We start from the raw sequence: 15,338 nt of genomic DNA, 5'->3' as shown, positions 1-15,338 counted from the left end.
CTCAGACCCTCTTGCCAAGGAGGCTCTGAGATGCTGTTATACGAAACGTTTCGACTTGGCAATTATGGTGCTGCAGAACCTGGGAGGATCAAGGTTCGCGGCATTTTTGAATTTGGAAACGAAACGTTTCGACTGCCACGATCACACAAGAGGGAACGCGCTGGAGAAAGCGCAAGGGAGGATCACATGCATGAACTTTCGCGGCGCTCGCTGCTGATTTCGTCTGCGGCTCTGGCGCTTGGCGCTGGCGTCGGACGTGCCTTTGCCCAATCGGATGTCACGGCAACGCTCAAGATGCAGGGTTTCGGCGGCGATGCGGAACTCGCGGCGATGACCAATGCCATCGCACGCTTCAACAAGAAATATCCGAACGTCAAGGTCGAGCTGTCTGTCGACCCGATTTCCACGGGTTGGGGCGACTATGTGACCAAGGTCTTCGGCCAGTTCAACTCCGGCCAGCAGGCGGATGTTTACGGCACGGCCATCGAGACCTTCCAGAGTTTCTCGTCGCGTGGTCTCTTCCTGCCGCTCAACGACTTCGTCGCCGCCAATCCGGACTTTTCCGACTTCGCCCCGAGCCTGTTCAAGCAGTCGACCTACAAGGGCAATATCAACTACATTCCGATCGGCTGGAACAACATCATGATCAATTACAATCGTGATTTGTTCGACAAGGCCGGCATTGCCTATCCGAAGGATGGCAAGTGGACCTGGAACGAATTTCGCGACGTTGCGAAAAAACTCACGGTCAAGGACGCATCGGGCAACGTCAAACAGTTCGGCTATGAGGTGCCTAACCAGAATTTCTTCATCCAGCCCTGGTTCTTCTCGAACGGAACCGGCGTCGTCAACGATGACTGGACGGCCTCCAACATGCTCGATCCGAAAGTTTCGGAGAGCCTTCAGTTCCTCTACGATCTGATCCATGTCGACGGCGTCTCGCCGATCCCCGGTAAGGATACGATGGACAACCAGTTCATGGCCGGCCAGGTCGCCATGATCAGTCGCGGCCATTGGATTATCCAGAGCGCCAAGACGAACAAGCTGAACATGGACGTAGCCATTCCGCCACGGAAAGTCAGCGATACCACGGTGATCGGCTTCGGCGGCTACGCGATCGCAAAGACCACGAAGCAGGCCGATCTTGCCAAGGCACTGGTCCTCGAACTCACCAGCGAAGCGACGCAGAAGGAAGAAGGAGAAAAGGGTGGCGGCGTGCCGGGTCGTAAGTCGGCCGCGGAAACGCAAGCCTTCCTTAGCTTCCCGCCAAGCGCTGCCCTTTATTATCAGACGCTGCCTGACACCAAGGCAGTGCCTTCGCCGGCCAACTTCCAGGAAGTCGAGAAGATCTTCATCCGCTACTACACGGCAATGATGGCGGGCGAAACCTCGATTGCCGATGGCGTCAAGCAAGCCGATGCCGAACTCAACGCTTCCTTCGAGCGGTTGAAGAAACGGATGGGCGGCTGAGACTCTCAGCCGTCGAGCATCGCCGTTTCAAACCAATGACTGCGCGGCGCCGTCGATCGGCGCCTGCGGGTTTTCTAATGTGTGCCAATCAATCTCCTCAACTCTTTCGAGCAACATCTCTATGAGTGTGATCGCAGAAAGACGCCGCCCTTCCGACTTAAGCCGAGCCCAGGCGCGCGCGGCCTATCTCTTCGCTCTGCCAACGGCAGTGCTCTATCTGACCTTCGTCATCGCGCCCGTCATCGTGACCGTCATTCTCGCCTTCTCCTACTATGATCCGATGCTCGGTTCGCAATGGGTCGGCCTCGACAACTTCACGCGCTTCTTTACCGATCAGCGGTCACTTCAAATCCTCTGGAACACGCTGCGCTTTGCCTTCTTTGCCGTGACCTTCAATGTTTCGGTCGGCCTTATTCTGGCGCTTGCGCTCAATCGAGCGATGCCGGGCTGGCTGCGCTATTTTTTCCGGCTTGCCTTTTTCCTGCCCGTCATCATCGCCGCCGCTTTTGTGTCGATCGTCTGGAGCTATTTCTATGGCGATGATCTCGGGGTCATAAACTACTATTTGCGCCTGATCGGCCTGCCCGGCGTGCGCTGGCTGACGGATGCCAATCACGCGATGACCTCGATCATCATCATGGATGTCTGGAAGAACACCGGCTTCTTCATGATCATCTTCATCGCTGCCCTTCAGGGTGTGCCGAAAAACATCCAAGAAGCAGCCGTCATGGACGGCACGCCGGCATGGCGGCAATTCTTCCGCATCACCCTACCCTACATATCGCCCGTCGTGTTCTTCTGCGTCGTCTATGCCTCGATCGGCGCGCTGCAGGTCTTCGAATCCATCGTGATCCTGACCCAGGGCGGCCCGGGAGACTCCACGCGCTCGCTGTCCATCCTGATCGTCGAGGAGGGCTTCGGCAGCTTCCAGATTGGTTATGCCGCATCGATCTCCGTCGTCATGACCGTCATCATCCTCATCATCACCGCCATCCAGCAGATCATCTCGCGCCGATGGGTGCAGCAATGATGAGCGCGATGGAAACGCGTGCTGCAAAGCGCTGGATCGATTGGGCGATCATCGCCGTCATGCTGGCCCTTGCGCTCGGCATGCTGCTACCGTTCCTGTGGCTGTTCTCGATGTCGTTTCGCCCGGTCGGCGAAGCCTACAAGCTCCCGCCGAGCTTCCTGCCGCCCGGCTTCGATCTTACCAACTACCGGGCTGTGCTTGCGTCCCGTGTGCCGTTCCTGCAGATCTATTTCAATTCGGTCATGATCGCGGTCATCGTCACCGTCGGCCAGCTCGTCACCTGCACGCTCGCGGCGTTTGCCTTTGCCCGGCTGCGATTCCGCGGGCGCGACACGCTGTTTTTCATCCTGCTTTGCGGGCTTATGTTCCCGGCTCAGGTCACCATCCTGCCGATCTATATCGGCTATGCGCAGCTTGGCCTGCTCGACCGTCCGATCGGCTTGGCGCTGATGTATCTGACATCCAGCTTCGGCGTCTTCCTCGTTCGCCAGTTCATGCTGAGCCAGCCGAAGGCGCTGGAGGAAGCGGCCCTGATGGATGGCGCCGGCTATCTCAAGATCTTCTGGCGTATTTCGCTGCCGCAGCTGCGGCCGGCTTTGTCAGCCCTTGGCATCATCACCTTCACCCAGACCTGGAACTATTATTTCCAGGCCAAGGTGCTGCTGAGTTCCAATGAGTCCCTCACCCTGCCTGTCGCCATGGATGTCCTGCGCGGCTACATGGGCTCGGGCAATCTTTCGGTCGTCATGGCGGCAATGAGCATGTCGGTCCTGCCCGTCGTACTTCTCTTTCTCATCGCCCAGAAATTTGTGATCGAAGGCATCACGATGAGCGGCATCAAGAATTAACATCGAGGGATTTGCTTATGATGTGGGACGACCTTGCTTCCATCGAACCGCGTTTTGCCTATCAGGGCAAACGCACGCGCTACATCGCCTTCCCGCTCGGCGGCATCGGTTCCGGTGGCTTTTCCATTTCCGGCAGCGGCCGGCTGATCGACTGGTCGATCCGCAACCGACCGGCTCTGCAAGGCTATAACGGCTATTCGCATTTTGCGATCAAGGCCGAGAAGGATGGCACCCTCGTAGATGCGCGAGTGCTGAACGGTCCCTATGATCTCAACCCTTCCGGTGCACCTGGTATCCGCAAGATGTTCGACGGCTTCGGCCACGGTGCCAATCGGCAAACCCTGGTCGGCGTCCCGCATTTCAGTAAGGTCGATTTCTACGGCCGCTTTCCGATTGCCGACCTGGTCTTCAGCGACGAACACTTCCCAGGCGGCGTGCGGATGACGGCTCTCAGCCCGTTCATTCCGCACAATGACCGCGACTCCTCGATGCCGGTCGCGATGTTCGAATTCGAGATCGTCAACGACACCACCGACGCGCTCACCTACACCCTTGCCGGCACGCTCGGCAATTACGGCGCCAATAGCGGCAGGCACAGTTTCCGGCAGCAGGACGGTATCAGCAGCCTGCACCTGACGTCTTCCGACAAGGACCTTTCGCCAACGCAGCACGGCGACCTGACGATCGCGACGGACGCCGACGATGTCGATCACACCGATCATCACTATCGCGGCCAGTGGTTCGACGATCTCGCGGTCTACTGGAAAGAGTTCGCACGTCCCGGCCGACTGCCGAAACGGCACTACGACGAGCCGAGAACATCCAAACATATGAGCCAGCAGCCGGAACACGGTACGCTCGGCGCGAGCGTAACCGTCCCACCAGGTGGCCGCAAGACGGTACGATTTGTGATTTCCTGGAACTTTCCGGAGGGCGATGTCTACTGGGCCTATCGCGACAAGCCGGACGGCATCATTCCCGAACGGCAGACGCCGATCTGGAAAAACTACTACGCGACACAATGGCCGGGCTCGAACGCCAGCGCCAGCGATGCGCTCAAGCGCTGGGACGCATTAGCCGCAGCAACAACCTCTTTCCGAGATGGCCTTTTCGACACCACATTGCCGGCAGAAGTGAAGGACGCTGCCAGCGCAACGCTTGCGCTCCTGCGCACCGCGACCTGCATTCGTCTCGAAAACGGCGAGCTTTGGGCCTGGGAAGGGCAGCATACCAATGACGGCTCCTGCGAGGGATCCTGCACGCATGTCTGGAACTACCAGCAGGCGCTCGCCCATCTTTTCCCCGCAATCGAGCGCACGCTCCGGGAAACGGAATTTACCTATAACCAGCTGCCGACGGGTGGCCTCACCTTTCGTCAGAAACTGCCGCTCGGTTCCGGCTTCGATATTATCGGCCCCTGTGCCGACGGCCATTTCGGCGCGATCGTCAAGACCTATCGCGATTGGAAGCTTTCCGGTGACACGGACTGGCTGCGTAGCTACTGGCCGAACGTCAAACGCGCCATCGAATATGCCTGGTCGCCGGCCAATCCGGACCGATGGGATCCCGATGCGACGGGCATCCTGTCGGGCAGGCAGCACCAGACGCTGGACATGGAACTGTTCGGGCCGAACTCCTGGCTCGGCACGATATATGTCGCCGCACTACTCGCCACGTCCGAAATGGCGGCGGCTCTGGGCGATACCGACCTTTCGGAAAAGACGGCACGCATGGGCAAGGCGGGAGCCGCCTATATCGACGATGCGCTCTTCAACGGCCGCTGGTTCATCCAGAAGATCGATCTGTCCGATAAGGGCGTCCTGATCCCCTTCGATGTTGGCCGTGCGGCCGGCGTGCTCGCGGATGATTTCATGGAAACTTATTGGTCGGAAGAGTTTTCCGAGCTCAAATATCAGATGGGCGAAGGCTGCATCTCCGACCAGATCCTTGGGCAATGGCATGCTGAAGTTGCCGGGATCGGCGGCTTTCTCGATGCGGGCAAGGTGCAGACGGCACTCTCGTCAGTCCACACCAACAATTTCCGCCCGACGCTCAGGGATCATTTCAACCCCTGCCGCAACTACGCCTTCGAGGACGAGGCCGGCTTGCTGATTGCAACCTATCCCGAGGGCATCCGCCAGCCGATGGTGGCGGCTCCCTACGCCGAGGAGGTCTGGACAGGCATTGAATATATGTCTGCCTCGCACATGATCATGCATGGATTGATCAAAGAAGGACTAGACATCGTCCGCGGCGCGCGCGATCGCCACGATGGGAGCAAACGCAATCCGTGGAACGACATTGAATGCGGCTCTTACTACGCGCGTTCGATGTCGGCCTGGCAGCTGGTCAACGCGTTTTCCGGCCTGCAGGCCGACATGGTTTCGGGCCGGGTGACCTTCAAACCAAAGGTTGACGGCGACTATTGCCTGTTCTGGTCGGCCGGGACGGGATTCGGCACGTTGACGCGGCGGAGCGGGACGGTCAGTCTGAACGTTCTCGGCGGCAGCCTCGACATCGGTGAAATCGCAGTCGATGACCACGTCCGGCAACTCGGCGACCGCCGCCACATTGCTGCAGGCCAGTCGATCGAAATCGGAGCGATGGGATAATGGCAGGCATCGAACTGAAATCGGTCCGCAAGGCGTTCCAGAGCCTGGAGGTCATTCACGGCATCGATCTGGCCATCGCCGATGGTTCGTTCACCGTATTCGTCGGCCCATCCGGTTGTGGAAAGTCCACGCTCCTGCGCATGATGGCTGGTCTGGAGGAGATTTCCTCTGGAGAAATTCGCATCGATGGCGCCAGATGCGATCATCTGCTTCCCTCTGCCCGTGGCATGGCGATGGTGTTCCAGTCATATGCACTCTATCCGCATATGAGCGTGGAACAGAACCTGCGGTTCGGTCTGGAGAACCAGAGGTTGCCAAAGGCGGAAATCGGTGCCCGCGTCGCCAAGGCGGCGGAAATTCTGCAGATCGAACATCTGCTTTCGAGACGCCCCAGCCAGCTTTCAGGTGGTCAGAGCCAGCGCGTCGCCATCGGTCGCGCCATCGTCAAGGAGCCAAAGGCCTTTCTCTTCGACGAGCCGCTGAGCAATCTCGACGCCGAATTGCGGGTCAAGATGCGCGGCGAGCTTACCGCCCTGCACCGCCGGCTTGGATCCACCATGATCTATGTCACGCACGATCAAGTGGAGGCAATGACCATGGCCGACCAGATCGTCGTCCTGAACGAAGGGCGGATCGAGCAGGTCGGTCCGCCGATGGAACTCTATGCACGCCCGAAAAATCTCTTTGTCGCACGGTTCCTAGGCGCGCCGCCCATGAACCTTTTGCAGGGAAAACTGGCGCGCAGCGGCGAGCATGTTGGCGTCGACCTCGATGGTGGTTTGCATGTGCCCCTCGCTCGCGAGCGGCCTATCGCGTTGCCTCACGGAGCACCTGTAACGCTCGGCATCCGCCCCGAACATGCTGAGGTCGGTGAGAGTTCCTTCAAGGTCGCTGTCAACAGCACCGAAATCCTGGGATCCGAGACCATCATCCATGCCGAGACAGCGAACGGCCAGCCCTTCACGATCGCGCAGCGAGGTATCAGTCCGGCGCGAAGCGGTGACTGGATCCCCGCCTCGATCCGCGAAACCTTTGTTCATCTCTTCGACGAACACGGATCGGTCATCGGCGCCACGAGCGACTGGCGGAGCGCCTATGTGGGCTGATCCCGTGAGCTTGAACATCGTTTGGGAAAACCAGGCGGCTGATGACCGGAACCTTCGAAATGGATGGGAAGCCTCCCTTAATATTAGGGCCCTGTTAACCATCTTTGCCTTATGAATCTCTGATCGAAAGGCACGTCCGCTTTTCCAGCTCACGCGAATAAGTCGATAATGTCGATCATTCATGCTTTAAGCGCAAATAGCGGCCGCCTCGTCAGGCTCACCTTCGGTCCGGGATCGCGCGGGCGCCGGCCGATGCAGGCCACGGGAAAAAGCAAGCTTGCAAAAACTCGCATCGTAATACTCTGCGGCGGCCTGATCATGGTCTATGCCGTGATCTTCGCCAGGCTTACATTGTTCGGTATGCTACCGAAGGATGACACCTCATCGATCCCGCCCGAGCGAGTGACCGCCGCCCGCCCGGATATCGTCGACCGAAACGGCGAGCTGATGGCAACAGACATCCGCACCGTCTCGATGTTCGCCGAGCCAAACCGCGTCGTCGACGCAGACGAAGCAGTCGAAAAGATTGCAACGGTATTTCCCGATATTGACCGCAAATCGCTTTACAAGAAGCTGGCCGACCACCGCTCGCATTTCGCGTGGCTACGCCGCCAGCTGACGCCGAAACAGCAAAGCGAAATTCTGGCGCTCGGCATTCCTGCAATCGGCTTCCGACCGGAGGTCAAACGCTTCTACCCCGGCGGACGCACAGCCGCGCACATTCTCGGCTATGTCGATATCGACAATCATGGCGTGGCCGGAATGGAGAAGTATCTTGACATGCAGGGCCTGTCGGATCTCGACTCCACCGGCCTGACGAGCCAGGATACGCTGCAGCCCGTCAAACTTTCAGTGGACCTGCGCGTCCAAAGCATCGTCCATGACGTGGTGTCGGATGCGCTCGGCCGCTATCAGAGTCAGGCGGCCGGTGCTGTCATTCTTGATATCCACACCGGCGAAGTGTTGGCCATGGCCTCTGCGCCCGATTTCGATCCGAACGATCCACAGGCAGACGGCGACAAGGGTTGGCTGAACCGCATGTCGAACGGCACCGACGAGATGGGCTCGGTATTCAAGACCTTCTCAATCGCGCTGGCCATCGACACGGGTACGGTCAAGCTGTCGGACACTTTCGACGCCAGCGCTCCTCTGCATTACGGCGGCTTCACGATCCATGACGACCGCGACGTGCCGCGGCGTGTTCTGTCGATCCCGGAAATCTTCCGCTATTCGTCCAACATCGGCACGGCCAAGATGATGGAAAAGGTGGGCATGAGCGATCAGAAGGCCTATCTGACCCGTTTCGGACTGTTGTCGAAAATGCAGACGGAACTGCCTGAGGTGAAAACGCCCAGCCAGCCAAAAGTTTGGAAGAAGCTCAACTCCATAACCATAGCGTTCGGCCACGGCGTCGCCACCACGCCGATGCAAACCGCCGTCGCGGGCGCGGCGCTGATTGACGGCGGCAAGCTGATCGAGCCTACTTTCCTTCCGCGCACGCAGGAAGAGGCAGAAAAAACGGAAACGCTAATCGTCAAGAAGAGCACCAGCGATACCATCCGCTACCTGTTCCAGTTGAACGGTGAGCAGGGCACCGGCAGAATGGCCGATGTTCCCGGCTATCACGTCGGCGGAAAGACGGGCACCGCAAACAAGGTAATTCACGGCGTCTATTCGCATAAGCTCAGCTTCAACTCCTTCCTGGCCGCCTTTCCCATGAAGAACCCCAAATATGTGGTTCTGGCCTTCATCGACCAGCCGCTGACCGGGGTACACAACCTGAACCTCGCTGCCGAAACCGCAGCACCGATGGTTCACGACATCGTCAGCCGTGCGGCACCGATCCTAGGCGTCGAACCGGATTTCGGCACGAATCTCCTTGCCGCCTATTGAGTGGCCGTCGGTTTTCGGCGGCTCACCTCATCGCTACGACACCTCCCCATCTCTTCAACCGCCAGGCTGTTGATGATCGACCCGTCCATGCACCTCATTGCCGCGTTTCAGCAGGTTGAGAATCGGGCATAGCTTCTCCACAGTCGCTTGCAGCCGGGCGATGTCCTCCGCACTTGCGGAGGAAACCAGCGTCACCAGATAGCTGATATCCTGAGGATAGACCGGCACGTCTTCATGGCCTTCGGCGCCGGCGCGGGCGTCGATCACAGCCGTGACTTCCGCATGAAGTGACTCCAACGGTATGCCCTGATCGGAGGCATGGATCAGGTAGGTATGCGTGAGGCAACTGGAAACTGAGCCAAGCAGCAGTTCCGGCGACGATGGACCCAGATTGTAGCCGGCAAAGTCGGGCGGGCTGTCGGAAATCACCTGAAAATCCCGGATTCTGATCCGACGCACGCCGCTGCGCCCCTCGGCGCTGGCGCTTGCCTTCAAGGTGACCGCACCAAGCTCTCCAGATTTCACACGCGCTCGCCGATTTAGCAGCGCTGCCCGCTTCTGCCCGAGATATTCATTCAGAGTTGTCATTGTCGCATACCTTTGCTGTCGGTTCGATCCGTCGCCCTCGCCACCATCCAGAGCGGAGATACGGTCATTTTATAGCCGCGGGGCAAGCAATTAGTCTATAAATTTAATAGACTAATTACGAACATAAGGCGAAGAATATTGCCGAAATGGACAGATTTCAGAAAAGTCCTGCCGATTGGACATTCCAGCGACGAAAAGGCGAAAATCCTGAAGCTAAACCTGCCATTGCATAGGTCAGCTGGAATTCTTTTCCACGTTCATGGGGTTCTTTTGGAATCAATCGGAATCGCCACCGAAATCGGCAGGCTATATAGATTACAAAATTAGTAGACTAAAGATTTCCATTTGCTGCCGGATGTGCTGCCCGATCTCAAGGCCGCCTCAACCAGATCAGCGCCATCCAACAGACCCTTTGCCCGGAGACCTCCGTCATGCCCGCCACGGCTCAGCCACTCATTCTCGATCACGCTGTTATCGGCGTACACGATAAGCTTGACACCGCTGCCGACGTCTATCGCAAGCTCGGCTTTGCACTGACCCCACGCGGCTACCACACCCTCGGCTCCATCAATCATCTTGCCATTTTCCGCGATAACTATCTGGAGCTTCTCGGTTTTCCATCGGAGGGCGAAAAGAAGAGGGCCGATCTTTGGTCCTACCCATCCGGCCTCAATGGCCTTGCCCTTCGCACCAGCGATGCAGCAGCCCTGCAGCGCGAATTGGCAAGCGCGGGCAAGCCAGTCACCGACTGGAAGGATTTTTCGCGCCCAGTCGAGGTCGACGGCGTGCAGAAACCGGCGAGCTTCCGCACGTTCCAGATCGGTGCGGAGGTGGTCTCCAATGGCCGCTTCTTCTTCTGCCAGCACAACACGCCTGAGCTTGTGTGGCGCGCCGCCGATCAAGATCATCCGAACGGCGCCTTGAATATCAGCGATGTCTTCATCGTGAGCCGCACACCACAAACGATCATCGAACTGCTTGACGGCTTTCCGTCGGCAACGCCGGAAGCGACCGATGCTGGTATCACCATCCCAGCGGGTACGGCCGTTCTTCACATTCTATCCGAAGAGAGCGCGAATTCGCGTTTCGGATCGGCCATCCCGCAGAGCTTTGACGGCAACGAGAGCAAGGTGGCGCTCGGATTGACGGTCCGCTCGCTTGAGGCTGCAGCAGATGCCTTGGCCAGTGGAGGTTTTTCACCCAGGCCTTTCGAAGACGGCTTGCTCGTCGATGCCGAAGCGGCCAATGGCGTTGCGCTCTGGTTCAAGGAGTAGTTCGCGACCGATTGTGCTGGCGAACTCCCCGTCAAAGGTTAGAATTCTGATACTAGCAAGCAGGAACCATAGGCATGACCAGCAAACCCACCTCTTCGCGCATCGTCCTTGCATCGCGTCCGTCCGGCAAGCCGGTTGCGGCAAACTTCCGGCTTGAGCGAGAGGAGGTTCGCGATCTCGCCGATGGCGAAGTTCTACTCCAGATCCTCTATCTTTCGCTTGATCCCTATATGCGCGGCCGCATGGACGATGCAAAATCCTATGCGAAGGCGGTCGAAATCGGTGGCGTCATGGAAGGCGGGACCGTTGCGCGCGTCGTCAGCAGTCGCGATGCGGCATTCAAGCCGGGCGACATAGTCCTCTCGCATTCCGGCTGGCAAACCCATGCGATCGCGGACGGCGCCACACTACGCAAACTCGATCCGGATGCAGCCCCTATCACCACCGCTCTCGGCATTCTTGGAATGACGGGCTTCACCGCCTATGCGGGGCTTCGTAACATCGGCAAGCCCAAAGCTGGCGAAACGCTGGTGGTTGCAGCGGCAAGCGGCGCCGTTGGTTCCGCGGTCGGCCAGATCGCCAAGATCTTCGGCGCACGGGTCGTCGGGATCGCCGGCGGCGCAGACAAATGCGATTACATTCGCAGTGAGTTCGGCTTTGACGCTGCCATCGACCACCGCTCGAGCGATTTCGCCAGCCAGCTCGCAGCCGCCTGCCCGAATGGCATCGATATCTATTTCGAAAACGTCGGCGGTCATGTCTGGAACGCAGTCTTCCCGCTGCTGAACGACTTCGCACGCGTACCCGTTTGCGGATTGATCGCCCACTACAATGACGGGGCTGCGGCTTCCGAAGGGCATGATCAACTCCCCACCGTCATGCGCGCCGTTCTTCGCCAGAGCCTGACAATCAGGGGCTTCATACAGCGCGAATTCGTTGATCAGCGCCCCGACTTCTATCGGGAGGCGACGAAATGGATCTCCGAGGGCCGTCTTAGATACAAAGAGGATATCGTGGACGGACTTGAAAAAGCGCCAGAAGCCTTCTTCGGCCTTCTGGAAGGAAAGAACTTTGGCAAGTTGATCGTGCGTATCGCTGAATAAGTTTGGCATTTGCCGTATCGTGGAAGCCGGCATGGTCAATCGTTGCCAGCTTTCACGGCGTTTCGATCCGAATAAACGCGATTTAGCGATCGCGCGGTGACAGGCCGCGCGCATCTGCGTTTCTCCGCAAGGCTGGGCAACCCAGTCCTGAGAGCTGGGCCTTTGGCAGGCGCCTACACAAAATTCTCCTTTTACTTCCTAAGGTTAGCGCTCGCCTCCTTCGCCCGCCGGCGTTTAGCATAATTTTCTCCTCAGGGGCCGTCGTTCGGCACAAAGCTTTCTAGATAAATCCTATCAATTTAGTAGTTTAAATAGAAAGTGAGGGATCATGGTTGTTGCAGCAGTGCATTTGGATACCGACGTTCTTGTCATCGGCGGCGGCCCGGCAGGATGCTGGGCTGCATGGAACGCGGTATCGAACGGCTCGAACGTCGTTCTGATCGAAAAAGGCTATGTCGGTACGAGCGGCGCGACCGCCGCCGGCAATACCACGACGATCTACACGAAGCGAGGTACATCCGAGCGAGCCGCCACCGTCGCCCAGCGGATTAGGCTCGGTCATGGTTTCTCCGAACCCGACCGCATCGAACGTGTTCTCGACCGCACCTTCGAGAACCTGAATTTACTTGCCGAATGGGGATACGACTTCCCTCAATATGAAGACGGACGGCCTTATCGGGGTATGCTGCGCGGACCGGACTATCTTCGTTTCATGCGCCAGAAGCTCATCAAGGCCGGCGTGAAGGTCATCGACCACTGTCCAGCGGAAGAGCTGCTGATGTCCGACGGGATCGTGGCCGGTGCACTTGCTCGATTTCGTCGCTCCGGAGAAACCTTGGAGATCAGGGCCGGAGCCATCGTTATCGCGACGGGCGGCTGTGCCTTCCTCAGCGGGGCGCTCGGCACCAACAATCTGACCGGCGACGGCTATCTGATGGCCGCAGAGGCAGGTGCTGTGCTGTCGGGAATGGAGTTTTCCGCCCAGTACGGCATCTCTCCGGCCTATTCCAGCGTGACGAAAGGCGTGGTCTATTTCTGGGGGACGTTCAGCGACGAGCAGGGAAATGTCCTTGGGTCGAGCGGCGACCGCCAGAGCGTCGTCGCGCGCGAACTCATCAATGGGCCTGTCTATGCCGTGCTCGACAAGGCCCCGCCCCGGCTCCAGGAGGGTTTTCGCCGCGGCCAGCCCAATATCTTCGTCCCGTTCGACAGAATGGGTATCGATCCGTTCACCGAACGGTTCCCTATTACCCTGCGTCATGAAGGAACCGTTCGCGGAACCGGCGGCCTCAAGATCAATGATCGGTCGTCGACGACGATTCCGGGCCTTTTTGCCGCCGGGGATGCGGCAAACCGGCAGGGAATGTCCGGCGCGACCTCGGGAGGTGGCGGGCCGAATTCCAGCTGGGCGATGGCGACGGGCTCCTGGGCCGGCGAAGACGCGGCAAGGTTCGTTCGCGCGCTGGGAAGAAACTGGCGAACAAGGCGCACTACCCGCGTCACCGATCCTGCCAAGGGGACCGCGTCGAACGACGCCTCGGATGTTCTGGCCGTGATCGAGGTGGCCAAACGCCATATTCTTCCTCTCGATGGCGGGTTCTTCAGAACCCAGTCGACGCTGGAAGCCGCGTCGAAAGATCTGCGCGCGCTTTGGGACGATCGCAGCTGGCGCTCGGCTGGAAATGCCAGGGCACGAGAAGCCGAAGCGTTCATTGCCACCGCACGATGGTCGACCGAAAGCGCGCTTTTGCGCAAGGAAAGCCGCGGTCTTCAGCGACGGCCGGACTTTCCGAGTGAAGACCCAACCCTGCTGCGCACGATCGAGACCGGCGGCACCGATGGCCTCTGGGCAGCCTTTCAGACCGACATCCAAGTAATGAGTGAAGCATCATGATCGAAATCGTGAGCGCAGACCGCTGCGTCAAATGTGATCTTTGCGTGGAGGCCTGCCCGGACAATGTGTTCGATGCGGTTGCCGACGGAGTGCCTGTCATCGCGCGCCAGGCAGATTGCCAGACATGCTTTCTCTGCGAGCTTTTCTGCCCGACCGATGCGCTTTACGTCTCCCCGCTTTCCGAAAGCATCGAAGGCGCAACGGAAGCGGATCTCGTGGCGCGCGGCGTCATGGGCAGCTTCCGCCGCGAGATGGGGTGGAAGAACGCAAAGCCACGCGGAACGGCTGGCGACATGAGTTACCGGATCTTCGAGGCCGGCACGATTATTCCCTAGAGCCGGACGATGCTAGGTCGAGGCGAAATAATATCAGAATCCACTATAGAATCAAATGCTTACAACATGATTTCGCCCGAAAACCGCTAACACTTTTGGGCATCATGCTCGAACTGGAGAAAACTATGCGCAGACTTTTTTCGTCCCTGTTGCTCGCAGCCGCGGTCGCTTTGAGCGCAGCGCCATCGCAAGCGGAGGATGCACCAGCCACCATTCGTTTCGGTGATGTAGGCTTTGGGTTCGGCACGCCGTTCGGCGTGGGCCTGCAGGCGATCGCCGATGCCAAGGGTTTTATCGCCGATGAATTCAAAGGCACGCCCACCAAGATCGAGTTCACCTATTTCACCGGCACCGGCCCGGCTATCAACGAAGCGCTCTCCAACGGGCAGCTCGATTTTGCCTCTTATGGCGCCGTGCCGAACATCATCGGTAAGGCGAATGGTCTGGACACCGTCATTCTCGCCTCCTATGGCGGCACCGCCATCTTCGGTGCGGCACGACCCGACCTCGACATCAAATCGATTGCGGATCTCAAGGGCAAGAAGGTCGCGATTCAGAAGGCCACCATCATTCATTGGGGGCTGATTACAGCGCTGAAGAATGCCGGGCTCTCCGAAAAGGACGTCACCATCGTCGACCTGAAGAATGCCGATCAGCTCGCGGCCATCGCGGCCAAGAGCGTCGATGCGGTGTTTGGAGCGGATTTCCTGCTTCCGCTTGAGGACAAGGGCGTCGCGAAGATCTTCTACAAGTCTTCCGATGCGGGTGTTGGCGGAGAAGGCTTCGGCGCATTTCTTGCAACCGACACGTTTCGCAAGGCCTATCCTGAGGCCACACAGAAAGTCGTGACCGGCTTCGTCAAGGCGGCGCAGTGGCTTGCCGACGACAAGAACCGCGATGAGGCCTATCAGATCTGGTCGCGCGCCGGCACGCCCATCGAAGTGCTCCGCAAATCCAACGCCGGAAGCCCACTCGGACAGAAGTACAATCCGCGCCTCGATGATTTCTTCGTCGCTCGCTACCAGAGCGGCATTGCCTTCGACCGCGAGCAGAAGCTCATTCGCCGCGATATCGATCTCAAAACCTGGGTCGACCGCAGCTTCATCGACAATGCCGTCGCATCGCTCAAGCTCCAGGCTCTCTGGCCTGATCGCTCTGCCGCCGGCAGCCTCGAAAACTGACGGG

General features: G+C 58.7%; 12 protein-coding genes. 11 read left to right on the top strand and 1 reads right to left on the bottom strand.

All coding sequences use genetic code 11. The features are described from left to right. Nucleotides 1-186: 186 nt before the first annotated feature. The 6 genes from QD461_RS09965 (at nucleotide 187) to QD461_RS09940 (ending at nucleotide 8,959) form a co-directional block, all read left to right on the top strand. Entirely contained in the window at nucleotides 187-1,470 is a 1,284-nt protein-coding gene (locus tag QD461_RS09965; protein ID WP_414087589.1) for an ABC transporter substrate-binding protein, read from the top strand. Nucleotides 1,471-1,591: 121 nt separating this feature from the next. Further along, the gene (locus QD461_RS09960; RefSeq protein WP_414087588.1) at nucleotides 1,592-2,500 is read left to right on the top strand and encodes a carbohydrate ABC transporter permease; all 909 of its coding nucleotides are present in this window, start codon (nucleotides 1,592-1,594) and stop codon (nucleotides 2,498-2,500) included. A gap of 8 nt (nucleotides 2,501-2,508) precedes the next feature. Beyond that, nucleotides 2,509-3,348: a carbohydrate ABC transporter permease gene (locus tag QD461_RS09955; RefSeq protein WP_414087587.1), complete on the top strand. Its 840-nt coding sequence runs from the start codon at nucleotides 2,509-2,511 to the stop codon at nucleotides 3,346-3,348. A 17-nt stretch (nucleotides 3,349-3,365) separates the two neighbouring features. Beyond that, the gene (locus QD461_RS09950; RefSeq protein ID WP_414087586.1) at nucleotides 3,366-5,960 is read left to right on the top strand and encodes a GH116 family glycosyl-hydrolase; all 2,595 of its coding nucleotides are present in this window, start codon (nucleotides 3,366-3,368) and stop codon (nucleotides 5,958-5,960) included. After that, nucleotides 5,960-7,066, top strand: a complete 1,107-nt coding sequence (locus tag QD461_RS09945) for an ABC transporter ATP-binding protein (RefSeq protein ID WP_184703644.1) — start codon at nucleotides 5,960-5,962, stop codon at nucleotides 7,064-7,066. Before QD461_RS09950 ends, QD461_RS09945 begins: the two co-directional genes overlap by 1 nt. Nucleotides 7,067-7,234: 168 nt before the next feature. Beyond that, on the top strand, nucleotides 7,235-8,959 hold the full coding sequence (locus tag QD461_RS09940; RefSeq protein ID WP_184703643.1) for a peptidoglycan D,D-transpeptidase FtsI family protein: 1,725 nt from the start codon (nucleotides 7,235-7,237) through the stop codon (nucleotides 8,957-8,959). A gap of 54 nt (nucleotides 8,960-9,013) precedes the next feature. Here the strand turns inward: QD461_RS09940 and QD461_RS09935 are convergent, their stop codons facing one another. Next, nucleotides 9,014-9,547: an OsmC family protein gene (locus QD461_RS09935; RefSeq protein ID WP_414087585.1), complete on the bottom strand. Its 534-nt coding sequence runs from the start codon at nucleotides 9,545-9,547 to the stop codon at nucleotides 9,014-9,016. Nucleotides 9,548-9,978: 431 nt separating this feature from the next. Here QD461_RS09935 and QD461_RS09930 point away from each other — a divergent pair, with 431 nt between their 5' ends. The 5 genes from QD461_RS09930 (at nucleotide 9,979) to QD461_RS09910 (ending at nucleotide 15,334) form a co-directional block, all read left to right on the top strand. Continuing rightward, nucleotides 9,979-10,821 (top strand): VOC family protein, encoded by an 843-nt coding sequence (locus QD461_RS09930; RefSeq protein WP_414087584.1) that lies wholly within the window; start codon nucleotides 9,979-9,981, stop codon nucleotides 10,819-10,821. A 74-nt stretch (nucleotides 10,822-10,895) separates the two neighbouring features. Continuing rightward, entirely contained in the window at nucleotides 10,896-11,924 is a 1,029-nt protein-coding gene (locus tag QD461_RS09925; RefSeq protein ID WP_414087583.1) for an NADP-dependent oxidoreductase, read from the top strand. A 328-nt stretch (nucleotides 11,925-12,252) separates the two neighbouring features. Continuing rightward, nucleotides 12,253-13,818: an FAD-dependent oxidoreductase gene (locus QD461_RS09920; protein WP_414087582.1), complete on the top strand. Its 1,566-nt coding sequence runs from the start codon at nucleotides 12,253-12,255 to the stop codon at nucleotides 13,816-13,818. Then, nucleotides 13,815-14,153, top strand: a complete 339-nt coding sequence (locus QD461_RS09915; protein WP_184703638.1) for a ferredoxin family protein — start codon at nucleotides 13,815-13,817, stop codon at nucleotides 14,151-14,153. The genes QD461_RS09920 and QD461_RS09915 overlap by 4 nt, the downstream gene beginning before the upstream one ends. Nucleotides 14,154-14,278: 125 nt before the next feature. After that, nucleotides 14,279-15,334 carry an ABC transporter substrate-binding protein gene (locus QD461_RS09910; RefSeq protein ID WP_414087581.1) on the top strand — a complete coding sequence of 352 codons (1,056 nt, stop codon included), beginning with the start codon at nucleotides 14,279-14,281 and terminating at the stop codon, nucleotides 15,332-15,334. Nucleotides 15,335-15,338 lie beyond the last annotated feature (4 nt).

Origin of the sequence: Rhizobium sp. BR 314, from assembly GCF_047445805.1 — a bacterium.
GTDB lineage: Bacteria > Pseudomonadota > Alphaproteobacteria > Rhizobiales > Rhizobiaceae > Rhizobium > Rhizobium lusitanum_B.
Note: the sequence above shows the minus strand (reverse complement) of the source record. Positions and strands in the feature narration are given on the sequence as shown.

Bases quoted from the DNA above. Each gene is read 5' to 3' on its own strand.
- QD461_RS09925 (WP_414087583.1), top strand. From the start codon at position 10,896: ATGACCAGCAAACCCACCTCTTCGCGCATCGTCCTTGCATCGCGTCCG.
- QD461_RS09950 (WP_414087586.1), top strand. From the start codon at position 3,366: ATGATGTGGGACGACCTTGCTTCCATCGAACCGCGTTTTGCCTATCAG.
- QD461_RS09920 (WP_414087582.1), top strand. From the start codon at position 12,253: ATGGTTGTTGCAGCAGTGCATTTGGATACCGACGTTCTTGTCATCGGC.
- QD461_RS09940 (WP_184703643.1), top strand. From the start codon at position 7,235: ATGTCGATCATTCATGCTTTAAGCGCAAATAGCGGCCGCCTCGTCAGG.
- QD461_RS09930 (WP_414087584.1), top strand. From the start codon at position 9,979: ATGCCCGCCACGGCTCAGCCACTCATTCTCGATCACGCTGTTATCGGC.
- QD461_RS09965 (WP_414087589.1), top strand. From the start codon at position 187: ATGCATGAACTTTCGCGGCGCTCGCTGCTGATTTCGTCTGCGGCTCTG.
- QD461_RS09910 (WP_414087581.1), top strand. From the start codon at position 14,279: ATGCGCAGACTTTTTTCGTCCCTGTTGCTCGCAGCCGCGGTCGCTTTG.
- QD461_RS09915 (WP_184703638.1), top strand. From the start codon at position 13,815: ATGATCGAAATCGTGAGCGCAGACCGCTGCGTCAAATGTGATCTTTGC.
- QD461_RS09935 (WP_414087585.1), bottom strand. From the start codon at position 9,547: ATGACAACTCTGAATGAATATCTCGGGCAGAAGCGGGCAGCGCTGCTA.
- QD461_RS09945 (WP_184703644.1), top strand. From the start codon at position 5,960: ATGGCAGGCATCGAACTGAAATCGGTCCGCAAGGCGTTCCAGAGCCTG.
- QD461_RS09960 (WP_414087588.1), top strand. From the start codon at position 1,592: ATGAGTGTGATCGCAGAAAGACGCCGCCCTTCCGACTTAAGCCGAGCC.
- QD461_RS09955 (WP_414087587.1), top strand. From the start codon at position 2,509: ATGGAAACGCGTGCTGCAAAGCGCTGGATCGATTGGGCGATCATCGCC.